Here is a 21,813-nt window from a genome sequence, read left to right on the forward strand (position 1 = left end):
AGCGGCCCGGACCTGTCCGCAAGCAAGCCCCCCGGGCAGGTCCGGGCAACCCCCGAGCGTGGTGGTCGGCGCCGCGGTCACGTCAGGCTTTGGAAGCCCCCCGGACGGGTCTGGGCCGGACGGGAGGCGGCGGGCCGGCTACCGGGCGAGCGGAGCGGGACGGGGCTGCACGGGCGGCCTCAGGGGGCTGGCCTGGGCAGGGTCCCCTGGAAACACGACGGACCCGGCCGCTCGATGCGGCCGGGTCCGTCGTAGCTGCAGCCCTAGTGGGCCTTGTCGTCCCCATCGGAGGAGTGGTGCAGGTGGTGGCCCGAGTGGGCCTCCACGCCCTCGAAGGACACGTTGTCCTTCGTGTACCAGTGAGCCAGGGCACGGCGGAACTTGCCCATCGGCTTGCGCGCCGCGGGGTTCTCCACACCCTTCTCATCGGTCTCGCCCTCGTCCAGTGCGGTCGAGGTGATGGTCGGCTTGCTCTGCAGCACGTGGGTGGTCTCGTCGGAGTTCTCCTTGTGAACCTCGATGAACTCACCGCTGGGCAGCTGCTGGATGGTGCCGCTTTCGTAACCGTGCTCCAGGGCGTCGCGGTCACGGCGCTGCAGGCCGAGGCAGATCCGCTTGGCGATGAAGTAACCCAGGATCGGACCGGCGATGGCCAGCGTACGGAAGATGTACGTGGTCAGGTACAGGTCGATCGAGAAGGTCTCCGAGAGCACGTCGTTCGACCCGGCCATCCAGAGGACACCGTAGAAGACGATGCCGGCGACGCCCAGACCGGTGCGGACCGGGGCGTTGCGCGGACGGTCGGCGACGTTGTGGGCGCGCTTGTCCCCGGTGATCCACTGCTCGATGAACGGCCACGCGGCCAGCGCTCCGAAGATCAGCCCGGGAATCACCAGTCCTGGCACCAGAACCGCTGTGATGATCGGGTACCCGAACAGCTCGAAGTCCAGCGTGTTCGGGAAGATCCGCAGCGAGCCCTCCATGAAGCCCATGTACCAGTCCGGCTGGAGGCCCGAGGTGATGGACGTCGGTGTGAAGGGGCCGAACAGGTGGATCGGGTTGATCTGAACGAAGGCGCTCAGACCGACGGTCACGGCGAAGGTGAAGAAGAAGAACCCGCCCGCCTTGACCGCGAACGCCGGGAACATGGGCGTTCCCACCACGGTCTTGTCTGTTCGCCCCTGCCCTGGATACTGCGTGTGCTTCTGATGCCACAGGATCATGAAGTGCGCCACGATGAGCGCCAACAGGATCGCTGGGAGCAGAAGGATGTGCAGCATGTACAAGCGCGTGATGATGTCCTCGCCGGGGAACTCCCCGCCGAAGAGGAACATCGAGATGTACGTGCCCACCAGCGGGAGCGCCAGGATCACGCCTTGGAGGATCCGGACCCCCATGCCCGAGGGCAGGTCGTCCGGCAGCGAGTAGCCGAAGAGGCCCTCGAGGATGGCCACGGTGAAGATGGCGATACCGATGAGCCAGTTGATCTCACGCGGCTTGCGGAACGCACCGGTGAAGAACACCCGGAGCATGTGCACCACCAGCGAGGCCACGAAGATCAGCGCGGACCAGTGGTGGATCTGCCTCATGAGGAAGCCGCCCCGCACATCGAAGTCGATGTACAGGGTCGAGGCGAAGGCCTCTGTCATAGGAACGCCCTGGAGGCGCTCGTACGAGCCGTCGTAGATGATCTCGGCCATGCTCGGTTTGAACCAGAACGTCAGGAAGACGCCTGAGATCAGCAGGATGATGAACGAGTACAGCGCGATCTCACCCAGCATGAACGACCAGTGGTTCGGGAAGACCTTGCGAAGGTTCTTCTCACCGCTCTTGGCCAGGTGGAAGCGGTCGTCGATGTAGTTTCCGACGCCGCGCAGTGCCTTTGGTGCTTGCGTGGTCTTACTCATCGACTAGTCCTTCGCGTATTCCCAGAAGGTCGGCCCGGCCGGCTCGTTGAAGTCGCCCCTCGCGACGAGGTAGCCCTCGTCGTCGACGCCGATCGGCAGCTGGGGCAGAGCTCGGTGAGCCGGTCCGAAGACGACCTTGGCAGCATCCACCGCGTCGAACGTGGACTGGTGGCACGGGCACAGGATGCGGTGCGTGGTGCGCTCGTAGAGCGCGGCCGGGCATCCCACGTGCGTGCAGATCTTCGAGTACGCGACGATGCCCTGGTGGGTCCAGTTCATGTGCGTCTCGTCGCTGCCCTCGCGCACGGGTTCGTTCATCCCGTCCTTCCAGTCCCCGTCCGGCACCTTGATGAGCATGATGACGGACTTGGCCTGGTCGTTGATGCTGATCCCGTGCGGATGGAACTCCGCGTCCGGGTAGTAGTCATCGGGGAGCGCGGGCAGGGCGGAGATCATCCCGTTCGGGTCGTTCTCCAGGTCCTCGACCCTGATCTCCCGGTGGGTCCCCTCGACGTGCATGCGCATGCCGTCCACCCACGGGGTCTGCATCAGCTTGTCGCCCGGCACGGGACCGGTGTCGCGCATCAGGACGACCGGCGCGATACCCAGCGGCAGCATGGCCAGGAGGAGCGTGCGACGCATCAGCGGGCGCTTCGTGAAGCCGCTCTCGTCGGCGCTCTTCATGAAGAATTCGCTGAAGGAGCTCTTCTCCTCCTCGTCGGAGGGCAGGTCGTCGTAGGGCGACGCCACCTCGTAGTGGGGCATGATGTTGCGCGCCCACTCCGTCATGCCGGCACCGATACCGAACAGCGCGACGGTGAGCGTTCCACCAAGCAGCATGTTCGAGTACTGGCTGATCTGCGGGTCGGCGATCGCCGGCTCCCCCGCCGCGTTCGGCGGGAAGAGGAAGTACGAGACGATGAAGCCGACACCGCCGAGGAAAGCGAGGATGAACCAGAACGAGGCGACCTTCTCGCCTCGGCGCTGCTTCTCCTCCGAGTGCGCGTGCGTCTCCGAGACCAGGTAGGGCCCGTTGTGCTCACCCTGCGACTCGGCCGGGGCCTCCGTCACCACGTCATTGGTGTCCGTCGGAGTGCCGACCACGCGCTCGTTGGCGTCGTCGGCCCCGGTCTCGTTGTTGTCGTTGCCGTTGTTCTCAGTCATGGGCACGCTGCTTCGCGGTGATCCAGATCGCGCAGGCGATGATCAGGGAGAGACCGATGGTCCACCCGATGAATCCCTCCGCCACCTGGCCGACTCGGTCCAGCGCGAAGATGCCGCCGGCGTCAGGTTCGGCCTTCAGCGTCTTCACGTAGGAGATGAGCTCCTGCTTCTCCTCGGGCGAGATGGCGCCGTCGCTGAACATCGGCATGGCGCCGGGGCCACTGACCATGGCCTCGTAGATCTCGCGCGGGGTCGCGTCGTGGATCTCGGGTGCCCAGGCGCCGTCGGTCAGGGCACCGCCGCCACCGGACCAGCTGTGGCAGTGCGCACAGTTGGTCAGGTAGAGCTTCATGCCCATGTCGACGTCGTCGGCGCCCTCGATGTAGGCGTCGTAGTCCGACTCGTATTCGGCGACGGCCTCCTCGTAGGAAGCGTCGTCCTCGAACTCCGCACGCTGCGGCTCGTTACCGGGCACCTCGTAGGGCACATCGGCACCGGCACCGTCGGACCTGACGCTGTCGTCGTAGTAGGCGATCAGGTTGGTGAGTTCCTCTTCGGACATGACCATCGGCTTGCGCGGCATCTGGTTGTCCGGGTCCATCGACGGCATACGGCCGGTGCTGACCTGGAAGTTGACCGCGGCCGAACCAACCTCACGCAGGTCGGGCCCGGTCGGGCTACCGGAGCCGTCCAGACCGTGGCACGAGGCACACGTCTGGTCGAAGATGGTCTTGCCCTCGGCGATGTCCACGTCCTCTTCGGACGGGGCATCAGCGGCAAGTGTCTGCGCCCGTGCCTGGTCGGCGGTGGGGGCCATTGCGGCATACCCCACCCCGAACAGGGCTAGCGCGAGGATGACGACGACATACCCCGCCAGGGGATGCCGCCGCCGCGCGGTAATCCATTTCACGGTTTCCCCGTTTCGGGTTACTGAAGGAAGTAGATGGTGAAGAACAAAGCGACCCAGACGACGTCGACGAAGTGCCAGTAGTAGGACACGACGATCGCACTGGTCGCCTGTTGGTGAGTGAAGCGCTTCGCGGCGTACGTGCGTCCCAGCATGATGAGGAACGCGATCAAACCACCGATGACGTGGAGTCCGTGGAAGCCTGCGGCCAGGTAGAACACCGACCCGTAGGCGCTCGACTGGAGGGTCAGCCCGTAGTCGACCACCAGCTCGTAGAACTCATACGTCTGTCCGAGGATGAAGAACAGGCCCATGAAGAACGTGATGTAGAACCACATGCGCAGCTTCTGGACGTCGCCGCGCTCTGCGGCCCAGACACCGAACTGCGCGGTGAAACTGGACGCCACCAGGACCACGGTGATGGTCGTCGCCAGCGGCAGGTTGAGGTGGACGCCTTCCTGCGGCCAACTGCCGAGCTCAGGGTTCCCGTTAGTCACCGATCGGATGGTGAAGTACATCGCGAACAGCGCTGCGAAGAACATGAGTTCGTTGGCCAGCCACACGATGGTGCCAACACTCACCAGGTCAGGACGCTTCGCCGCACCATGCGCTGATGCGGTTGCTGTTTTTGGGTTCGCGGTTGCTGTCGCCACGGGAGCATTATTACGGCTTCTCGCGCAGGTCCGTACTCGACCCCCCGTAAGGCGACGGATCAGCGCCCGGATCAGCGGCCGGAGGAGGCCGGATCCGCTCTCTCCCCGTAACTCGGGCGTTACTGTAGCCGCTCGTGCGCCCTGCGTCCGTTTCTGACGCGCACGGACAGCTGAAAAGGCTCCATCCAGGACGGCTGAGGCGTTCCGTACCCCCGGGACACGAGCTTGAACCGCACCAATCCAACGCTGAGATATCAAAATGATCACCGTTGAACAACGCCGAGCCCGGGGGCAGTGAGCGAAGGCCGCCGAGCTCCTGGCATTCTGTGGTGTCGAAGGTCTCAGCTCCGCCTCGGACCTCCGGGCCGATCTGGGCGCGGTGACCGCGAGGCAATAGAGTCGTAGGCATACAGCCAACTAACGACCCGGCCGTACCCCCAGGCGGCGGCCGCGGACAGACGCGATGGGACGGTGGCGCGATGGTGGCCAGCGGTACGGACACGGGTGCCAAGATGCGCGTGCTGCTCTACAGCGACAAGGCGGACACACGCGAGCAGGTGCGGCAGGCCATCGGCCGCCGCCCCGCGACGGATGTCCCGAAGGTGGAGTTCGTCGAGTGCGCGACCGCGCCCGGCACGCTGCGCAAACTGGAGTCCAAGGAGCCCGGCGAGCACATCGACGTGGCCATCTTCGACGGTGAGGCCGCGCCAAACGGCGGGATGGGCCTGTGCCGCCAGGTCAAGGACGAGATCTACCGCTGCCCTCCGGTGCTCCTGCTGGTGGGCCGGGTCGACGACGGCTGGCTGGCGACCTGGTCGCAGGCCGACCAGGTGGTGAGCCACCCGATCGATCCCGTCGCGCTCGCCGAGTCGCTGGCCGGGCTCATGCGCCAGCGGGCCGCGGCGATCAGCGGCTGATCCGGTGGGATGTGACGAACACGGTCGGGCGATGACCGAGCGGGAGAACGGCGACAGGGACATGCATCCTCAGCCAGCGGGCAAACGGTGGTCTCAACCGTGGGGTCGAGGGCGATGGCGTAGCCGCGTCCTGCCTCCCTCCCCTGTCCTGGGCGGTTGATGTCGGCGGTCCGCTCCGTCATGCCCGCCCCACCGCCCTCTCCCACCCGTTCTCACATCCGTGGAGTCGCAGAATGAACGTCCCCGCATCGTCGGCACCCGTGCCCGAACAGGACCGTCCGCAGCAGGAACAGCCGAGTTCCGCCGTCGAGGAGCGGAACTGGTCGAACCTGATCACCGCTCTCCTGGGCGGGGTCTCTCTGAGCACGGCCGACACCGAGTGGGCGATGAACGAGATCATGTCCGGCTCGGCGACCGGCGCCCAGGTCGCGGGGTTCGCGATCGCCCTCCGCGCCAAGGGTGAGGCGGTCTCCGAGGTGAGCGGCCTGGCCCGAGGCATGCTCGACAACGCCGTCCGGATCAGCGTCGACGGCCCGACCCTGGACATCGTCGGTACCGGCGGCGACCGGGCGCACACCGTGAACGTTTCCACGATGGCCGCGATCGTCGCCTCGGCCGCGGGCGCGCGCGTGGTCAAGCACGGCAACCGCGCCGCGTCCTCCTCCTGCGGGACCGCCGACGTACTCGAGCGGCTCGGTGTTGTGCTGGACCTGCCGCCGGAGCTGACCGTGCGGGTCGCCCAAGAAGCGGGCATCACGTTCTGCTTCGCCCCGCTGTTCCACCCCTCGCTGCGGTTCGCCGCCCAACCCCGCCGCGAGCTCGGGGTCCCGACCGTATTCAACTTCCTGGGCCCGCTGACCAACCCCGCGCAGCCGTCCGCCTCTGCGATCGGCGTGTTCGACGAGCGCATGTGCGAGGTGATCGCCGGTGTATTCGCCCGCCGCGGCTCCTCCGCCCTGGTGTTCCGGGGGGACGACGGCCTCGACGAGCTGACCACGGCCACCACGTCCACGGTCTGGGTGGTCTCCGGCGGTGCGGCCAGGCGCGAGCGCCTCGACCCGGCCGACCTGGGTATCGAGCGGTCGGCGCCCGACGCCCTGCGCGGCGGCGACGTGGAGTTCAACGCCCAGGCGGTTCGGGACCTGGTGGCGGGTCGGCGGGGGCCGGTACGCGACGCCGTGCTGCTCAACGCGGGTGCCGCCCTGGCTGCCGTCGAGGGCATCGGGGACTCCCTGACCGAGTCGGTGCGCGCGGGCTACGAGCGGGCCGGGGCCGCCGTGGACAGCGGTGCCGCCGAGCGCCTGCTGGCCTCCTGGGTCGAGACCAGCCAGGGTTTCACCAAGGACCTCTGAGCGCCCCCGGAGGTCGCTCACGAAACACGGTCGGGGCGCGGCGTACATTCGCCGCGCCCCGTTCCCGTGTACGGGCCATGTGCCGCCGGGGCTACCAGCCGAGGGCGAAGGCCGACTCCAGGTCGTGCTTGGAGTAGGTCTGGAAGGAGATGTGCGTGTCGGAGGAGATCACACCGGGGACCTTGTTGACCCGGCCCGGGATCACGTCGGCGAGGTCCTCGTGGCGGCGGACCCGCACCATGGCGATGAGGTCGACGCCACCGGTCACCGAGTAGACCTCGCTGACCCCCTCGATCTCTGCGATGGCCTCGGCGACCTCGGGGATGCGGTGGACGTCGGCCTTGATCATGACGATCGCGGTGATCACTGTGCCTCCTGGGCGTTCGGGTGCGGAAGCGGTGCCGCCCGGACTACGGCGCTAGTAGACGTCGGAGAGCCGCGTCCCGGAGCGCCATCGCAGCCGGTAGACCACCAGTCCCGCGATCACCCCCGCGACGAACCCGTAGACGTGTGCCGCGTAAGCCACGTTGGATCCGGCGCCGGGAGCGGTCGAGGATGTGACGTAGAGAAGATACTGAAGGGCGAAGTAGCTGCCGACCACGGCCCACCCCGGCAAGCGCATCGGGATGACCCCGAACACCAGTGTGGTGACCCGGCTGCGGAACTGCACCACCAGGTAGGCCCCGAGGACACCGGAGATCGCGCCCGAGGCGCCGACCATCGGCACGGTGCCGTCCGCGTCGACCAAAGCGTGGCTGTAGGCGGCGACGACGCCGGTGACCAGGTACAGGGCCAGGAACCGGAGTTTGCCCACGCGGTCCTCGACCACCGGTCCGAACACGAACAGGTAGACCATGTTGCCGAGCAGGTGCATGGGTCCGGCGTGCAGGAACATGGAGCTGAACACGGAGAACCAGATCGACTTGCCCTCGATGCCCCCGCACTCGGGGGTCAGCGGGGCGGCCAGGTCGACACGGCCGAGCATCTCGTCCGGGATGGCGCCCCAGCGCATGAAGTAGTCGTCGATCGAGCAGAAGCGCACCAGCATGTCGGCCGGGTACCAGACGGCGGTGGCCGCCTGGGGCGACAACAGGTAGACGAGGACGTTGGCCGCGATCAGCCCGTAGGCGATGACGGGTGCGCGACGGACGGGGTAGTCGTCATTGAGCGGAAGCGCGGCCATGTGCCCAGTGTGTCATTTCGGTGTGGGCTTCGGCGCTCCGCAGCGGGCATGTCCACTCACCCTCGACCTCGACCAGGCGCGTACCAGGTGAAACAAGCCAGTCCAGCACGACTTCGGTCTCCCCCGCCGTGGCGTTGGGAACCGGTCCGAACCCCGCGGTCACCCGCTCGGCGGTGGCGGTGAGCGAGGCGAGGAAGGCGCTGGGGTCGGTGCCCGGCCGCAGGACTGCGCTGGCGGCCAGGCGGCCGTGGCGGACCACGGCGGTCTCCCAGCCCGTAGCGCCGGGCCGGGAAGCGACCAGGTGCGGGACGGCGGCGATCGCGGACAGCCGCTGGGAGCGCCTGGCTCCGCGCAGGAACGCCGTGAGCCGGTCTCGGAGACTCGCGGCCTCCTCGTAGCGCAGCTCGGCGGCGAGCTCCCGGATGCGCCCGGTCAGCGCGTCCACCACGACGGCGGGGTCGCCGGTCATGGCGGTGCGGGCAGCGGCCGCGTGCACGGCGTAGGCCTGCAACGGCTCCGAACCGTCGCACGGAGCTCCGCAGCGGCCCAGCTGGGCCAGCACACAGGGTGTCACCGTGAGCTCCGGCGGGGCGAAGGTGTGGGTGCACTGGCGGAGCGGCAGGGCGTGCAACAGCGCTTCCTTGGCCTCTTCCGCGTCCCTGGGTGAGTTGTAGGGGCCCAGGTAGGGCGCGCCGTCGTCCTTGACCGCACGGACCACGGACAGGCGGGGGTAGGTCTCCTGGGTGAGTTTGACCCACGCAGCGCGTTCGGGGTTGCGGGATCGGCGGTTGAACGGGGGTTTGCGCTCGGCGATGATGCGGAGCTCGCGGACCGAGGCCTCCAGGCCGGTGGGGCACAGGATGGGCGTGACCCCTTCGACCAGGCCGGCCATCTCCCGGATCCGGCGGCGGGACTCGGCCGCGGTGAAGTACGTGGCCACCCGGCGGCGCAGATTGTTGCTCTTTCCGACGTACAGGCTCTCGCCCCGTGCGTCGGTGAACACGTACACGCCGGGCCCCTCGGGTACGTCCTCGGCCAGGTGCCGCTTGGACCGCTGGGCGCGGGTGGCGGGCTTGTTGACGGCGCGCAGTTCCTCCAGGCTGGTGACCCCCATGGGGCCGAGCCGCTCCAGAAGGCCGTGGAGGACGTCGACGGTGGCCTTGGCGTCGTCCAAGGCCCGGTGGTTGGGGGTCGTGGGGGCGCCGAAGTAGGCCGCAAGGGTGCCCAGACGGTGGTTGCGCACCTCCGGTCGGGGCAGCACGGCCCGTGCCAGGCGCAAGGTGTCCACGACCGGGGGCGCGGGCCACTCGACGGCCTCGCGTTCGCAGGCGGCTCTGAGGAAGCCGGTGTCGAAGGGCGCGTTGTGCGCGACCAGGACGGTGTCCGGGTCGGTGGCCAGGAAAGCGAGCAGGCGCGGCAGGACCTCCTCGATCGGCGGCGCCGTGGCCACCATCGACTGGGTGATGCCGGTCAGCAGTGTGACGTTGGCCGGGATCAGGGTCCGCGGGTCGACCAGGGTGGAGAACTCGTCGACGGTCTCTCCGCCCCGTACCCGGACCGCGCCGACTTCGGTGATCCGGGAGCCCGACGCACTGGTGCCGGTGGTTTCCAGGTCGACGACCACGAAGGACACCCCGGACAGAGGGGTGCCTAGGTCGCCGATGCTGGTTTGGACGCCGACGGGCGCCGCTGAGTGTCGAACCACGCGGTCAGGGTAGTCGGGGGGCACGACCAACGGCCTCCGGGATACGGTCCGCCCCTCCCGACATGGAAAGATGTGGGGCACCGGGTGCGGCGGGCCCGCCGTCCGGGACGAGAACGACAGCAGCCTGAAACCAGTAGGAGGAACCGTGGGGATCGCGATGCCGGGTGACAATGAGCGATGGCGGTGCACCGGGTGCGGCAACCTCACACGGTTCGACGTGACCCGCACGTTGCGCTCTGAGGACTTCGTCCACCAAGAGCTGTCCGGCGCGGGGGTGGTCGAGGAACGCACCGTGCTCGCCGAGACCGTCGAACGGGTCAAGTGCCGGTGGTGCGGCGCCACCGACAGCGTGACGATCGTCCCCCGCCCCGACGCCGACCGGTCGGTCTCCGACTCCTCGGCGGAGAGCCCGACGGGTCAGGCATGAGCGCCCGCCCGGGCGCGGGCGGCGAGGCCGACGGCACGGAAGCGGACCGCGAGACCGGCCCGGGGTCCGAGCACTCCGAGGACGGCGGGGAGCGGCTCCGCCGCCCCCTTCCGGAGCCGGTGCGCGCCCGCGTCGTCGAGTACGGATCCGATGTGCTGGGGGGTATGCGCCCCTCCGACCTTCCGCCCCTGCTGCGCCGGGTCGCCAAGTTCGAACCGCGCCGCCGGGCCAGGCTGGCCGGTCCGCAGATCGCCGCCCAGCTCGAGAACCACGACGGTTTCCGGGGGATGGTCGCCGCTCGGGTGGAGCAGGTGTGGCCCGAACTCGCCGAGGGCATGCGGGCCGGCGTGGTTCCGCCCGCGGCCGACCCGGTGGCGGTGGCGGCCTGCGCCTACCTGCTCCGTCCCAAGGGCTGGCCGGACATCATCGAGGACGTCCACGAGGAACTGGAGCGGCAGACCAGCGCCAAGGAGGTCGACGAGGCCGCCGAGGCCCTTGACGACGTCCGCCGACAGCTGGAGGAGACCCGCAGCGGGCACCAGGCCGAGCTGGCCAGGCTCCGGAAGCAGATCTCGGAGCAGCGCTCGGAGATCTCCGAGCTGCGCCGCAAGGTCCACAACGAGCGCCAGAGGGCCAAGAAGGCCACCGCCGAGGCGGAGCGCGTGGTGGTCGAGCACGCGGACCGGCGCAGCGAGAGCGAGAACCAGGTAGGCGCTTTGGAGGCGGAGAACCGCCGCCTGCGGTCGCGCCTCGCAGATGCCGAGGCCCAGGTGGAGAACGCGCGGCGGGCGGTCCGCACCGGCCGCAACGCCGACGAGGCGCGCCTGCGCGTACTGCTGGACGTGCTGGTGGAGGCGTCGCACGGCCTGCGCCGCGAACTGGCTCTGCCCACGTCCCTCGACAGCCCGGCCGACCTGGTCGCCGAGGCTCGGGAGGAGGGGAACCGGGTATCCCTGGGCGGTCTGCCCGACGACGCCCCCGGTCTGTTGGAGTACCTGCTGACGGTTCCCCGCGTGCACCTCCTGGTGGACGGCTACAACGTCACCAAGACCGGTTACGGGACCCTGCCGCTGGTCGACCAGCGCAACCGGCTGCTCACCTCGTTGGAGGGGCTCGCCAGCCGGACCAAGGCCGAGATCACGTGTGTGTTCGACGGCGCCGATGTGGAGGCGCCTCCGGCGGCGCCCAACCGGCGCGTGCGGCTGCTGTTCAGCGCCCCGGGTGAGACCGCTGACGAGCTGATCGTCCGCCTCGTGCGGGCGGAGCCTCCCGGACGCCCGATCGCGGTGGTGACCTCCGACAAGGAGATCGTCACGGCGGTTCGGCGCGCGGGGGCGCGCGCGGTGCCCTCCCCGATCTTCCTGCGTCGGCTGGAGTCCCACACCTGATTCGGCGCCCGGGTCCGGTACGGCCTCAGGCGGGAAGCCGATTGAGATCCACACCACTCAAGAAAGTCCACCGGACCCGAAACTGCCGCGCGCACCCTCGCTTTCCTGCCGAAACGTCCACCTCTGGGACAGCGGTCGCCACAGTTCAGAGAGGTGCGGGTTCTGCGTCGTGGTTGAGACGTGCAGGACGGTCCGCTAGGTTCTTCCAGGAACGTGAGTGCTCCGTCGGATAGAAGACCACCCCTGTGTCTTCCCCACACCGGTGGAGACCCGCACACTCATGCGAGGCCCGTGCCCGTGCACGGGTTCCCCCTTGCTTTCCGTCTCCCAAGCACCCCATGCGGACTTCTCAATCTCAAGGAGCGTGGACCGCCATGAAGAACCCCGGTGGTCGGCGTGCAACTCGCCGAATCGCTACGACCGGTCTTGGCGTCGTTGCCGCCGGTACCTTCATCGCCCCCGGCATCGCACACGCGGAGCCGACCCAGGACGAGGTCGAGGACCGCATTGAGGAGCTGAACACGGAGGCCTCCTCCGCGGTCGAGACCTACAACCAGGCCGAGGAGGACTACGAGGCGGCCAAGGCCGCGCACGACGAGCTCGACGAGCAGGTCGGTGACGAGCAGGACCGCTACGACGACCTGCGTGAGAAGGTCCAGCAGTTCGCGAACGCCACCTACCAGAGCGGCGAGCTGGACTCCACGGCCAACGTCCTGACCTCCGACGGCCCTGAGGCCCTGCTTGAGCAGAACGCCGACCTGAACTACCTGTCGGACACCCAGCAGTCGCAGCTCGACGACTTCGGTGACTCCGCCGAGCGGCTGTTCGCGCTCAAGGACGAGGCCGAGGAGTCCCTCGAAGAGGCCGAGGAGGCGCTCGAGGAGGCCGAGGACGCCAAGGACGAGGTGGAGGAGGCCATCGAGGAGCAGCAGGAGCTCCTCGACCAGTTCCCCGACTCCGACGCCTCCGCCGAGGGCGGCGACGACTCCGGCGACCAGTCCCACGCCGGCAGCGGCGACGCGGCCACGGCCCTGGACGCCGCCTACTCCCGGGTGGGCCTGCCCTACATCTACGGCGGTACCGGCCCCGACGGGTACGACTGCTCCGGCCTGGTCCAGGCGTCCTGGCGCGCGGCCGGCGTCGACCTGCCGCGCACCACGTACGCGCAGGCCGAGGTGGGCAGCCGCATCAACGACATGGGCTCCGTCCAGCCGGGCGACATCCTGTTTTTCTCCGGGCTGGGCCACAACGGCCTCTACGCCGGGGACGGCCAGATGGTGCACGCCCCCCGTACCGGCCGCAACCTGGAGGTCGTCGGCCTGGCCGCCTATTGGGGCGGCCAGTTCGAGTTCGCCGTTCGCCCCTGAGGCTTTGATCCGCGAGGCCGCCGCTCCTTGATCGGGGCGGCGGCCTTGTGGTGTCACGGGTGGGTCAAGTGCTGTTTTCGGACAGGCCATGTCTCGCGCCGGAATGTCACGAAACAGTTGAGTGCGCCCCAAGGGATGCACTAGTGTTCATCGCCGAGCGTGGTTGCTCCTCTTCACCACAACCCGGTGGTGACAACCGCGCCCGGGTCGGGCACACCCCCACACCGTTTCGGCCACCCTCACTGGCCCAAGGACCCCCACCCGGTGCAGTCCCTTGTTCCCGCACGGCCTGGGGCAAGGGGAGAAAGGTGTTACCCAACGTGTCTGTATCCCGTGGCGACCACGGACGCCGAACCGCGGTCATCGCTTCCCTCGCCCTCGGTGCCCTTCTCCTGCCCTCCGCCGTGGCGCACGCGGACCCGACGGCCGATGACGTCCGCGAGGAGATCGAAAGCCTCGAAGAGGAGTTCATCGAACTCAACGCGGCCTACAACGATGCCCAGGAGACCTACGAGGCCGCCGAGGAGAAGCTGGACGGCATTCTCGAGGACATCGAGGCCGCCGAGGAAGAGGTCGAGTCCCTCGGATCAGGCGTCCGGACCCTCGCCAACGCCGCCTACACGGGCGTGGACTACGACTCGCCCACCCATCTCATCGGCGCGTCCGGCCCCGAGGAGGCCCTGGAGCACCAGGCCGACCTGACCTACCTCTCGGACCAGCACGAGGAGCGCCTGGACCAGTACGTGGAGGAGCTCGACCACCTCGAGACGCTCCGTATCGAGGCTGAGGACACCGAGGAGTCGGCCGCCGAAGCCCTGGAGGAGGCGGAGGAAGCGACCGAGGACGCCGAGGACGCCATCGCCGAACAGGAGGACCTCCTCGACGAGCTCACCGAGGAGGAGCGGGCCGCGGCCACCGAGAACGTCAGTGACGACGACAGCTCCGACAGTGGCAACGGTGGCGGTGGCGGCGGTAGCTACGACGGCCCGGCCACCGGCAACGCGCAGGCCGTGCTCGACTTCGCCTACGCCCAGATCGGAAAGCCCTACGTCTGGGGCGGCACCGGCCCGGACGGCTATGACTGCTCCGGTCTGACCCAGGCCGCATGGTCCCAAGCGGGCGTGAGCCTGCCCCGGACCACCTACGACCAGGTCAACGCGGGCAACCAGGTTTCCTGGGACAATAAGCAGCCCGGTGACCTGCTGTTCTTCTACGGTTCCGAGCCGAGCCACGTGGGCCTGTACGCGGGCGGCGGCGAGATGGTGCACGCCTCCACCTCTGCCCGTCCCATCGGCACGGTCACGCTGAACGACCACTACCGCAGCAGCTTCGTCACCGCCGTACGCCCTTAGGCCCCTAGGACCCGAGAACGCGGTCCGGACGCGCCCCGGAACGAACGGCCGAGAGGCCCCGGACACCGGTTCGATCCCGGTGTCCGGGGCCCCTCATGTTCTCTCCGGCTCCGACCTCCCCGGCCCCGAACTTCTCCGCGGCGACCGGGTTTCCCGCACCGAGGGCGGCGGACGTCCTAGACTCGCCGGGTGTCGCGAACTCTCATCATCACCAACGACTTCCCTCCGCGTGCGGGCGGCATCGAGTCCTTCGTGCACGAGCTGGCTCGGCGCAGGCCCGAGGGCTCGGTTCTGGTCTACTGCTCCTCCCCCAGCGCCGCCGACGAGCGCACCGACCCCCACTTCGACCTGCGCCAGCCCTTCCCGGTCGTGCGCGACGCGGCGAAGGTGCTGCTGCCCACCCCGAGGGTGGCCCGGCGGGCAGGGGTGATCGCCGAGATGGAGGACTGCGACTCGGTGCTCTACGGGGCGGCCGCCCCGTTGGGCCTGATCTCCGCCTCGCTGAGCTCCCAGGTGCGCCGCCAAGTGGCGCTCACGCACGGACACGAGACGGGCTGGACGGTGCTCCCGGGGGCGAGTTCGGCACTGCGCGGGATCGGTGAGGGCGTCGACACCGTCACCTACCTGGGCGAGTACACGCGGCGCCGACTGGCACGCTCGCTCTCCAGCGCCGCAACGGACCGGATGCGGCGGCTGGCCCCCGGCGTGGACACGGACCGGTTCCGTCCCGGGGCGGGCGGCGCGGCGATCCGCGCACGTCTCGGGCTGGGCGGGCGCCCCGTGGTCGTGTGCGTGTCCCGCATGGTGCCCCGCAAGGGCCAGGACACTCTCATCCGGGCCTGGCCGCGGGTCCTGGCCGACGTGCCGGACGCCGTCCTACTGTTCGTCGGAGACGGCCCCTACGCCCCGAAGCTCTACTCTTCCGCGCTCGGCATGGACTCGGTGCGCTTCACCGGCCCCGTGCCGCCCGAGGAACTGCCCGCCCACTACGACGCCGGCGACGTCTTCGCCATGCCCTGCCGGACCAGGCGGGGCGGCCTGGACGTGGAAGGCCTCGGGATGGTCTACCTGGAGGCCTCCGCCACCGGACTACCGGTACTCGCTGGCGCGTCGGGCGGCGCCCCCGACGCGGTCCTGGAGGGCGAGACCGGGCACGTGGTGGACGGTTCGACCCCCGGGCCGACCGCCCGGGCGCTCATCCGGCTCCTCAGGGACCCCGACCGCGCCGCCCTGATGGGAGCACGCGGCCGGGAGTGGGTCTCCCGGGAGTGGACCTGGGACCGGACCCTCGAACGCCTCAACGGCCTTCTCACGCCCGCGGAGGGGACCGGTGGGCGGCGGACCGCGCCCTAGAACCCTTCGCCGTGCACCGGGCCGGGGGTGCCGGAACCGTCGGTGGACTGGGGCTCCCCGGTCGCGCTGTGGGACAGCCACTCCTCCCATGACCGCTGGTAGAAGCCCCAGCCGTTGTTCCACTCCAGTTCGCGGTCGGTGCCGGTGGTCTCCAGGATGTCGCCCATCAGGGACTCGTCGTGGAACCAGCGGGCGTCCCCCACGGTCATGTTGGTGCAGCCGTTGGAGGTGTCGGCCCGGCCCAGGTTGTCCTCGTTCCAGGGGGCTGCGTGGGTGAACTCGCCGCTGTTGGACGTGCGGACCGCCCAGTCCACGTCCAGCCGGTAGGCGTCGGGTGAGTCCTCGGGGATGCCGACGGTGGCCGAGTCCATCACGATGGACTCGTGCTTCTCCATGGTGAGGTGGACCCCCGAGGTGGTGGTGTCGAAGTGCTCCTCCGCCGCGCCGTTGCTCACCGGGATGGTGCGGACGGTCTCGCCGTCGACCTCGACGCTCATCTCGTGGTCGGGCACGTGCATGGTGGAGATCAGCTCGCGGCCCACTTCGAACTCGATGCGGTGGTTGTCGACGCCGTAGACCCCGTCCGCTGACTCCACACCGGCCAGGCGCAGGTCCACCGTGACCTCCTGGTAGGGCTCCCAGTACTCCTTGGGCCGGAATACCGCCATCTGGTCGTCGACCCAGTTCCAGGCGCCTTCCGTCGCCTCCTCGGCGGTGACCTCGATGGAGTTCTCCACCTGCGCCTTGTTGGTCACGGGCAGGTCGAAGTTGACGATCACCGGCATGCCCACACCGACGGTCTGCCCGCTGGAGGGGAAGTTGGACGCGAGCTCGAGGCGCTGCCCCTCGACGCTGTCCAGGGTGGTGAACTCCGAGACGGCCTCGGTCTCCTGACCGTCGGCGTCGGCCGCGGTGGCGACCACGGTGACGGTGGCACCGGGGCGCAGGTTCCGGTCGCTGGCCCACTCGTCCTCGGCCTCGTTGAAATCCCCGGTGACCTCGAAGAGGTCCCCCTCGGCCCCTCCCGCGGCCTCTTCCCCATCGCCGGAGGCGACCTCGTCCGGGGTCTCCTGTTCGACGCGGACCTCGGTGAGCATCCCGTCAGCGGTCTCCACGCGGACGGGCCTGTTGGGCTGCACGCCGGTGTCCCCCGGGGCGGGGCTGATCAGGACCTCCGGCCCCTCGTCCTCTTCCTCCTGCTCCTGGTCCTGCTCCTCCTGCACCGAGGTGTCTCCGGGGTCGTCGTCGGGGCTCGGGGAACACGCCGAGCCGAGCAGCACGACGGCGGCTACGGCCACGGCCAGCCGGGGGCGGGAGATGCGTCGCTTCATTCCAGGGACCTCCAGCGTCCGTTTCGACGGGCCCTGACGTGTGCGGAACCGGTCCGCACGGAAACAGCAGGGTCAGGGCCTGGATGCACCGTGGGGTCAAGGGCCACGTGGGGGTCGCCCGAAAAGAATACCCCGGTGCCCGGGGGCCGTCCTGGGACCCTCCGGTCACCGGGGCGGTGACACTCGCGCCCGACCTGAGTGGTCATCTACCCGCATGGGGCGAAGGCGCCGGTTGTGCGCGTCAGTGCTGGAACTCTCCGCGGTAGTACTCGAAGACCCAGCCGATCGACGACAGCATGATCGCGAGGAAGCCGATGAACACCATCCACCAGCCGATCGCGATACCGACCGCCGTGAAGGCCACGGCCAGCGCGACCCACAGCGGCCACCAGCTGTGCGGGCTGAAGAAGCCGTACTCGCCGGAGTTCTCGGAGATCTCGCCGTCGAGGCGCTCCTCGGGCGGGAGGCCGTGGAAGTGCTCGCTGCGGCGAGCCGCCTGCCAGAGCCAGTAGCCGATCATCCAACCGAAGCCGATGGAGATGACCAGGGCGGTGGTGCCCGTCCACTCGATCGCGCCGGTGTCCTGGTAGGACCAGTAGATGTACAGGGCAGCGGCAAGACCGAAGAAGGTCGAGATGCCCATGAACAGATAGGCCTGCATCTTCATGTGAGCTCGCCCCTACTTCTTCTCGGCACCGGCCGCGACGGCACCGGGTGCCGCGGCGTGCGGGTGGTTGAGGTCGAAGGCCGGACGCTCGGACCGGATCCGCGGCAGCGACGTGAAGTTGTGTCGCGGCGGCGGGCAGGACGTCGCCCACTCCAGGGAGCAGCCGTAGCCCCACGGGTCGTCGCTGGTGACCATCGGCGCCCGCTTCGACGTGATGTACACGTTCCAGAAGAAGATGAGCGTCGAGGCGGCCAGCACGAAGGACGAGATCGAGGAGATCTGGTTGAGCTCCGTGAACCCGTCTTCGGGCAGGTAGTCCGCGTACCGGCGCGGGAAGCCGGCCGCGCCCAGCCAGTGCTGCACCAGGAAGGTGCCGTGGAAGCCGAGGAACAGCAGCCAGAAGTGGAACTTGCCCAGCTTCTCGTTGAGCATCTTGCCGGTGAACTTGGGCCACCAGAAGTAGAAGCCCGCGAACATCGCGAACACCACGGTGCCGAACACCACGTAGTGGAAGTGCGCCACCACGAAGTAGGAGTCTGTGACGTGGAAGTCGATGGGCGGCGAAGCCAACAGCACACCGGTCAGACCACCGAAGAGGAAGGTGACCAGGAAGCCGATCGTGAACAGCATCGGTGTCTCGAACGTGAGTTGGCCGCGCCACATCGTCCCGATCCAGTTGAAGAACTTCACCCCGGTGGGGACCGCGATGAGGAACGTCATGAACGAGAAGAACGGCAGTAGTACTGCTCCGGTCGGGAACATGTGGTGCGCCCACACGGTCACGGACAGACCGGCGATGGCGATGGTGGCCGCCACCAGGCTCTTGTAGCCGAAGATCGGCTTGCGGCTGAACACCGGCAGGATCTCGGTCGCGATACCGAAGAACGGCAGCGCGATGATGTACACCTCTGGGTGCCCGAAGAACCAGAACAGGTGCTGCCAGAGGATGGCACCACCGTGTTCCGCGTTGAAGACCTGTGTGCCGACCATGCGGTCGGCGCCCAGGGCGATCAGGGCGGCGGTCAGCACCGGGAACGCGATGAGCACCAGGACACTGGTGAGCAGGGTGTTCCAGGTGAAGATCGACATGCGGAACATCGTCATACCGGGCGCGCGCATGCACAGACCGGTGGTGATGAAGTTGACCGCACCGAGGATGGTGCCCAGACCGGACACGATCAGGCCCAGGATCCACAGGTCACCGCCGAGGCCCGGTGAGCGGACCGCGTCGGAGAGCGGGGTGTAGGCGAACCAGCCGAAGCTGGCGGCGCCGCCCGGGGTGAGGAAACCGCCGATGGCGATGAGGCTGCCGAACAGGAACAGGTAGTAACTGAACAGGTTCATCCTCGGGAACGCCACGTCGGGCGCGCCGATGTGCAGCGGCATGATCACGTTCGAGAACCCGACGAACAGCGGGGTCGCGAACATCAGCAGCATGATCGTGCCGTGCATGGTGAACAGCTGGTTGAACTGCTCGTTGGACATGAACTGCATGCCCGGCTCGAACAGCTCGAGGCGCATCAGGAGCGCCAGCACACCACCGAAGAGGAAGAACGCGAAGGAGGTGATCAGGTACATGTACCCGATGACCTTGTGGTCGGTCGACGTCATCCAGCTGACGATCATCGACCCTTTTCGTGACGGTGCCTGAGGTCCGCCAGTCTGGGTTTCGGTTGCCGTCGTGGTCATTTACTCGTCATTCTCCTCGGGCTCGGCCGCTTCGGCGCCCGCGCCCTCGGCGGCGTCATCCTCGGCTGCGGCCTCCTGCTCGGAGGCCCAGCTCTCGTACTCGCCCTGCGGCAGAACTTCGACGTTGAAGAGCATGCGGGTGTGGTCCACACCGCACAGCTCGGCGCAACGGCCGATGTAGGTGCCCTCAGTACCTTCCTGCAGGTTTGCCTGGAAGGCGTTGTCGCGGCCCGGCACGACATCCATCTTGAAACCGAACGCCGGGATCCAGAACGAGTGGATGACGTCGGGCGAGTAGAGGTCGAAGTGGACGGCGGAGCCCTCGGGCAGGACGAGGGTCGTCTGCGTCTCGGGGTCGGCGGTCCCGTCCGGATTGGGGATACCGACCTCGGAGAAGAGCACCTCTCCGCCGTTCTCCTTCGTGTCGTCCATGTAGTTGAACTGCCAGGCCCATTGGAAGGCCACGACTTCTACGTGGACGTCCGCGGGCTCCTCGGTATCCATCAGGTACGCCTGATCACGGGCGGTGAAGAAGAACAGCACCGAGATGATGACGATCGGCAGGACGGTGTACAGCGCTTCGATGGGCATGTTGTACCGCACCTGCGGCGGCAGCTGCTCAGAGCGCTTGCGGTGGAAGAGGATCGTCCAAATGAACAGTCCCCACACGAGAATGCCGACCGCGAAAGCCGCCAACCACGAGCCCTGCCAGAGCGAGAGAACACGCTCAGCCTGCTCGGTGATCGGCGCCGGCATGCCCAAACGAGTGAGCTCGTTCGACGCGCAGCCGGTCGCGGCCAGCCCCATCACGGCGAGCGCGGCGCCGCGTGGTGCCCATCGGCGCAGTGTTGAGCGCCGATTTTTTTGGCGGGTCGGACTCACGGATTGCCTTCCCAGCGGTGAAGCCCGTGGATTCTCCACGGGCGGCCTAAGTATCCAAAGCTTGTCAGGGGGAAACATTATCGCGAACCGCCCAGCGTGCCGATCAGGGGCTTGCCTGGTCAGCGTGTTGCCAGGATCGCCCCTGACGGAACGCGCGGTGGTCCCGCGGAGCCGGGCCCAGTCGCCCCCGAGGGACATCCTCCCGGCTGGCTACGAGGCGCGGCCCGGCGTTCCCCCGGGCCCGGCCATAACCGAGTACATCGCCGCCTGCGGCGGAGCTGTACGCGTTCACGGCACGAGACTAAGGCGAGCGTATCGCTGGGTTTACGGCACCCTTAACCGGGTGCGCCTTTTCGAGCGGCCCAGGTCAAGATTGGGCTACAGGACGACAACCAACAGGAGTAGCCGTGCCTCAGCGACCGGCCTCGCAGCAGCCTCTGGTCACCGTGGAGGCGGTGGGCCGCAAGTGCCCGATCCCGATCATCATGCTGGCCGCCAGATTGCACGAAGTGCCTATCGGAGCGGTCATCGCGGTCACCGCGGACGATCCGGCGGCAAGCGCCGACATACCGTCCTGGTGCCGGATGAAGATGCACGAGTTCGTCGTCGAGGAGCCCTTGGCGCGGGGTAGCGCGTTTCACATCCGCCGGATGTACTGACGGCGTGACGGGGGCCGCATCCGGGTTTTCGGTTCCGGTGCGATAACGATTGGCTCCCGCCGGTTCCCGGGGATGGCGCCGGGGTCGACCCGACGCACCGCGTCACCGTCAGTCACGCCGGTGCAGGGCGCCGGGCAGCACGAAGGCCGCGCGGACCCGGGGTCCGCGCGGCCTTCCCCGCGGTACGGGACCGCCCTCGGAGGAGGACTGGGCCCGCGGGTGCGGGAGGTGCTTAGCGAGCGTAGAACTCGACGACGAGCTGCTCGTCGAACGGCACCGGGATCTGCTCACGCTTGGGGCGGTCGATGACCGCGATGCGCAGGTCCTTGTGGCTCACGGCGAGGAAACCGGCGATCTTGTCGTCCGCGTGGATGCCCTCGGCAGCCTCGACGAACGGGACCATCGTGCGGGACTTCTCCCGAACGCTGACGATCTGGCCCGGCTTGACCTGGTACGACGGGATGTCGACCTTCTTGCCGTCCACGGTGATGTGGCCGTGGTTGATGAACTGGCGCGCGGCGTAGATCGAGGCGGCCAGACCGGCACGCAGGACGACCGTGGCCAGACGCAGCTCGAGCTCGGCGAGCATCTCCTCACCGGTACGGCCGGCGCGCTTCTTGGAGTTCTCGTAGATCCGGAGCAGCTGCTTCTCGGTCAGGTCGTAGTACCAGCGCACCTTCTGCTTCTCCGCCTGACGGACGGCGAAGTCAGAGCTGTTGCGACGGACGCGACGGCCGTGCTCGCCGGGCGGGTACGGGCGCTTCTCGAAGTAGCTGACCGCCTTACGGGTCAGCGGGGTGCCGGCGCGCCGGGACAACCGCACCTTCGGTCCGGTGTAGCGCATGCATAGTCCTTTCAAGGTGAATCAGGGAATCCCAGGTAAGGCTTGCCTAGATCTGGGAGGCGCTCC

The 21,813-nt window shown here is 68.3% G+C and carries 20 protein-coding genes; 8 read left to right on the forward strand and 12 right to left on the reverse strand.

The genetic code is table 11. The features are described 5' to 3' along the window. Nucleotides 1–263: 263 nt before the first annotated feature. The 4 genes from qcrB to ctaE are packed head-to-tail and all read right to left on the reverse strand — an operon-like array spanning nt 264 to nt 4,631. Nucleotides 264–1,907: a cytochrome bc1 complex cytochrome b subunit gene (qcrB, locus tag ACYVD1_RS06535; protein WP_460769107.1), complete on the reverse strand. Its 1,644-nt coding sequence runs from the start codon at nt 1,905–1,907 to the stop codon at nt 264–266. A 3-nt stretch (nt 1,908–1,910) separates the two neighbouring features. Beyond that, on the reverse strand, nt 1,911–3,071 hold the full coding sequence (qcrA, locus tag ACYVD1_RS06540; RefSeq protein WP_460769109.1) for a cytochrome bc1 complex Rieske iron-sulfur subunit: 1,161 nt from the start codon (nt 3,069–3,071) through the stop codon (nt 1,911–1,913). Next, entirely contained in the window at nt 3,064–3,981 is a 918-nt protein-coding gene (gene qcrC, locus ACYVD1_RS06545; RefSeq protein ID WP_460769112.1) for a cytochrome bc1 complex diheme cytochrome c subunit, read from the reverse strand. The genes qcrA and qcrC overlap by 8 nt, the downstream gene beginning before the upstream one ends. Nucleotides 3,982–3,998: 17 nt before the next feature. Further along, complete coding sequence (ctaE, locus tag ACYVD1_RS06550) at nt 3,999–4,631, reverse strand: aa3-type cytochrome oxidase subunit III (RefSeq protein WP_460769114.1); 633 nt, start codon at nt 4,629–4,631, stop codon at nt 3,999–4,001. Nucleotides 4,632–5,110: 479 nt separating this feature from the next. Between ctaE and ACYVD1_RS06555 the strand changes: the two genes are divergently transcribed. Together ACYVD1_RS06555 and trpD are read left to right on the forward strand one after the other, a co-directional pair. Then, a complete protein-coding gene (locus ACYVD1_RS06555) occupies nt 5,111–5,548 on the forward strand; it encodes a hypothetical protein (RefSeq protein ID WP_460769116.1) in 438 nt (145 codons plus the stop codon). A gap of 233 nt (nt 5,549–5,781) precedes the next feature. Further along, nucleotides 5,782–6,900, forward strand: coding sequence for an anthranilate phosphoribosyltransferase (gene trpD, locus ACYVD1_RS06560; RefSeq protein ID WP_460769119.1), 1,119 nt, complete (start codon nt 5,782–5,784; stop codon nt 6,898–6,900). A gap of 91 nt (nt 6,901–6,991) precedes the next feature. On the opposite strand, the gene ACYVD1_RS06565 is transcribed toward trpD, so the two are convergent. Genes ACYVD1_RS06565 through ACYVD1_RS06575 form a run of 3 tightly spaced genes read right to left on the reverse strand, consistent with a single transcriptional unit; the run spans nt 6,992 to nt 9,788 of the window. Continuing rightward, a complete protein-coding gene (locus ACYVD1_RS06565; RefSeq protein WP_014910589.1) occupies nt 6,992–7,267 on the reverse strand; it encodes an Lrp/AsnC family transcriptional regulator in 276 nt (91 codons plus the stop codon). Between the two features lie 51 nt (nt 7,268–7,318). Continuing rightward, on the reverse strand, nt 7,319–8,083 hold the full coding sequence (locus ACYVD1_RS06570; RefSeq protein ID WP_460769121.1) for a rhomboid family intramembrane serine protease: 765 nt from the start codon (nt 8,081–8,083) through the stop codon (nt 7,319–7,321). Then, entirely contained in the window at nt 8,061–9,788 is a 1,728-nt protein-coding gene (locus ACYVD1_RS06575) for a DEDD exonuclease domain-containing protein (RefSeq protein WP_460769124.1), read from the reverse strand. Before ACYVD1_RS06575 ends, ACYVD1_RS06570 begins: the two co-directional genes overlap by 23 nt. Nucleotides 9,789–9,933: 145 nt before the next feature. On the opposite strand from ACYVD1_RS06575, the gene ACYVD1_RS06580 reads away from it, so the two are divergent. The 5 genes from ACYVD1_RS06580 (at nt 9,934) to ACYVD1_RS06600 (ending at nt 15,675) form a co-directional block, all read left to right on the forward strand. Next, nucleotides 9,934–10,215: a hypothetical protein gene (locus tag ACYVD1_RS06580; protein WP_460746954.1), complete on the forward strand. Its 282-nt coding sequence runs from the start codon at nt 9,934–9,936 to the stop codon at nt 10,213–10,215. Beyond that, nucleotides 10,212–11,603 (forward strand): NYN domain-containing protein, encoded by a 1,392-nt coding sequence (locus tag ACYVD1_RS06585; protein ID WP_460769126.1) that lies wholly within the window; start codon nt 10,212–10,214, stop codon nt 11,601–11,603. The genes ACYVD1_RS06580 and ACYVD1_RS06585 overlap by 4 nt, the downstream gene beginning before the upstream one ends. Nucleotides 11,604–11,977: 374 nt before the next feature. Then, complete coding sequence (locus tag ACYVD1_RS06590) at nt 11,978–12,970, forward strand: C40 family peptidase (protein WP_460769128.1); 993 nt, start codon at nt 11,978–11,980, stop codon at nt 12,968–12,970. A gap of 320 nt (nt 12,971–13,290) precedes the next feature. Beyond that, nucleotides 13,291–14,322: a C40 family peptidase gene (locus tag ACYVD1_RS06595; RefSeq protein ID WP_460746958.1), complete on the forward strand. Its 1,032-nt coding sequence runs from the start codon at nt 13,291–13,293 to the stop codon at nt 14,320–14,322. Between the two features lie 189 nt (nt 14,323–14,511). Further along, nucleotides 14,512–15,675, forward strand: coding sequence for a glycosyltransferase family 4 protein (locus tag ACYVD1_RS06600; protein ID WP_460769130.1), 1,164 nt, complete (start codon nt 14,512–14,514; stop codon nt 15,673–15,675). On the opposite strand, the gene ACYVD1_RS06605 is transcribed toward ACYVD1_RS06600, so the two are convergent. The 4 genes from ACYVD1_RS06605 to ctaC form a co-directional block, all read right to left on the reverse strand. Continuing rightward, complete coding sequence (locus tag ACYVD1_RS06605) at nt 15,672–17,006, reverse strand: L,D-transpeptidase (RefSeq protein ID WP_460746960.1); 1,335 nt, start codon at nt 17,004–17,006, stop codon at nt 15,672–15,674. The two genes, ACYVD1_RS06600 and ACYVD1_RS06605, sit on opposite strands and share 4 nt — an antisense overlap. A gap of 241 nt (nt 17,007–17,247) precedes the next feature. After that, nucleotides 17,248–17,673 carry a cytochrome c oxidase subunit 4 gene (locus tag ACYVD1_RS06610; RefSeq protein WP_460746961.1) on the reverse strand — a complete coding sequence of 142 codons (426 nt, stop codon included), beginning with the start codon at nt 17,671–17,673 and terminating at the stop codon, nt 17,248–17,250. Nucleotides 17,674–17,685: 12 nt separating this feature from the next. Further along, nucleotides 17,686–19,362: an aa3-type cytochrome oxidase subunit I gene (gene ctaD, locus ACYVD1_RS06615; RefSeq protein ID WP_460769132.1), complete on the reverse strand. Its 1,677-nt coding sequence runs from the start codon at nt 19,360–19,362 to the stop codon at nt 17,686–17,688. Continuing rightward, nucleotides 19,363–20,283: an aa3-type cytochrome oxidase subunit II gene (gene ctaC / locus ACYVD1_RS06620; protein ID WP_460769134.1), complete on the reverse strand. Its 921-nt coding sequence runs from the start codon at nt 20,281–20,283 to the stop codon at nt 19,363–19,365. It abuts the gene before it with no gap. Nucleotides 20,284–20,651: 368 nt separating this feature from the next. Between ctaC and ACYVD1_RS06625 the strand changes: the two genes are divergently transcribed. Next, nucleotides 20,652–20,903 carry a sulfurtransferase TusA family protein gene (locus ACYVD1_RS06625; protein ID WP_460769136.1) on the forward strand — a complete coding sequence of 84 codons (252 nt, stop codon included), beginning with the start codon at nt 20,652–20,654 and terminating at the stop codon, nt 20,901–20,903. 232 nt (nt 20,904–21,135) lie between these two features. Here the strand turns inward: ACYVD1_RS06625 and rpsD are convergent, their stop codons facing one another. Continuing rightward, nucleotides 21,136–21,747, reverse strand: coding sequence for a 30S ribosomal protein S4 (rpsD, locus tag ACYVD1_RS06630; RefSeq protein ID WP_460769138.1), 612 nt, complete (start codon nt 21,745–21,747; stop codon nt 21,136–21,138). Nucleotides 21,748–21,813 lie beyond the last annotated feature (66 nt).

It is taken from the genome of Nocardiopsis nanhaiensis (assembly GCF_054778635.1).

Bases quoted from the DNA above. Each gene is read 5' to 3' on its own strand.
- qcrB (WP_460769107.1), bottom strand. From the start codon at position 1,907: ATGAGTAAGACCACGCAAGCACCAAAGGCACTGCGCGGCGTCGGAAAC.
- qcrA (WP_460769109.1), bottom strand. From the start codon at position 3,071: ATGACTGAGAACAACGGCAACGACAACAACGAGACCGGGGCCGACGAC.
- ACYVD1_RS06555 (WP_460769116.1), top strand. From the start codon at position 5,111: ATGGTGGCCAGCGGTACGGACACGGGTGCCAAGATGCGCGTGCTGCTC.
- trpD (WP_460769119.1), top strand. From the start codon at position 5,782: ATGAACGTCCCCGCATCGTCGGCACCCGTGCCCGAACAGGACCGTCCG.
- ACYVD1_RS06570 (WP_460769121.1), bottom strand. From the start codon at position 8,083: ATGGCCGCGCTTCCGCTCAATGACGACTACCCCGTCCGTCGCGCACCC.
- ACYVD1_RS06585 (WP_460769126.1), top strand. From the start codon at position 10,212: ATGAGCGCCCGCCCGGGCGCGGGCGGCGAGGCCGACGGCACGGAAGCG.
- ACYVD1_RS06590 (WP_460769128.1), top strand. From the start codon at position 11,978: ATGAAGAACCCCGGTGGTCGGCGTGCAACTCGCCGAATCGCTACGACC.
- ACYVD1_RS06605 (WP_460746960.1), bottom strand. From the start codon at position 17,006: ATGAAGCGACGCATCTCCCGCCCCCGGCTGGCCGTGGCCGTAGCCGCC.
- ACYVD1_RS06610 (WP_460746961.1), bottom strand. From the start codon at position 17,673: ATGAAGATGCAGGCCTATCTGTTCATGGGCATCTCGACCTTCTTCGGT.
- ctaD (WP_460769132.1), bottom strand. From the start codon at position 19,362: ATGACCACGACGGCAACCGAAACCCAGACTGGCGGACCTCAGGCACCG.
- rpsD (WP_460769138.1), bottom strand. From the start codon at position 21,747: ATGCGCTACACCGGACCGAAGGTGCGGTTGTCCCGGCGCGCCGGCACC.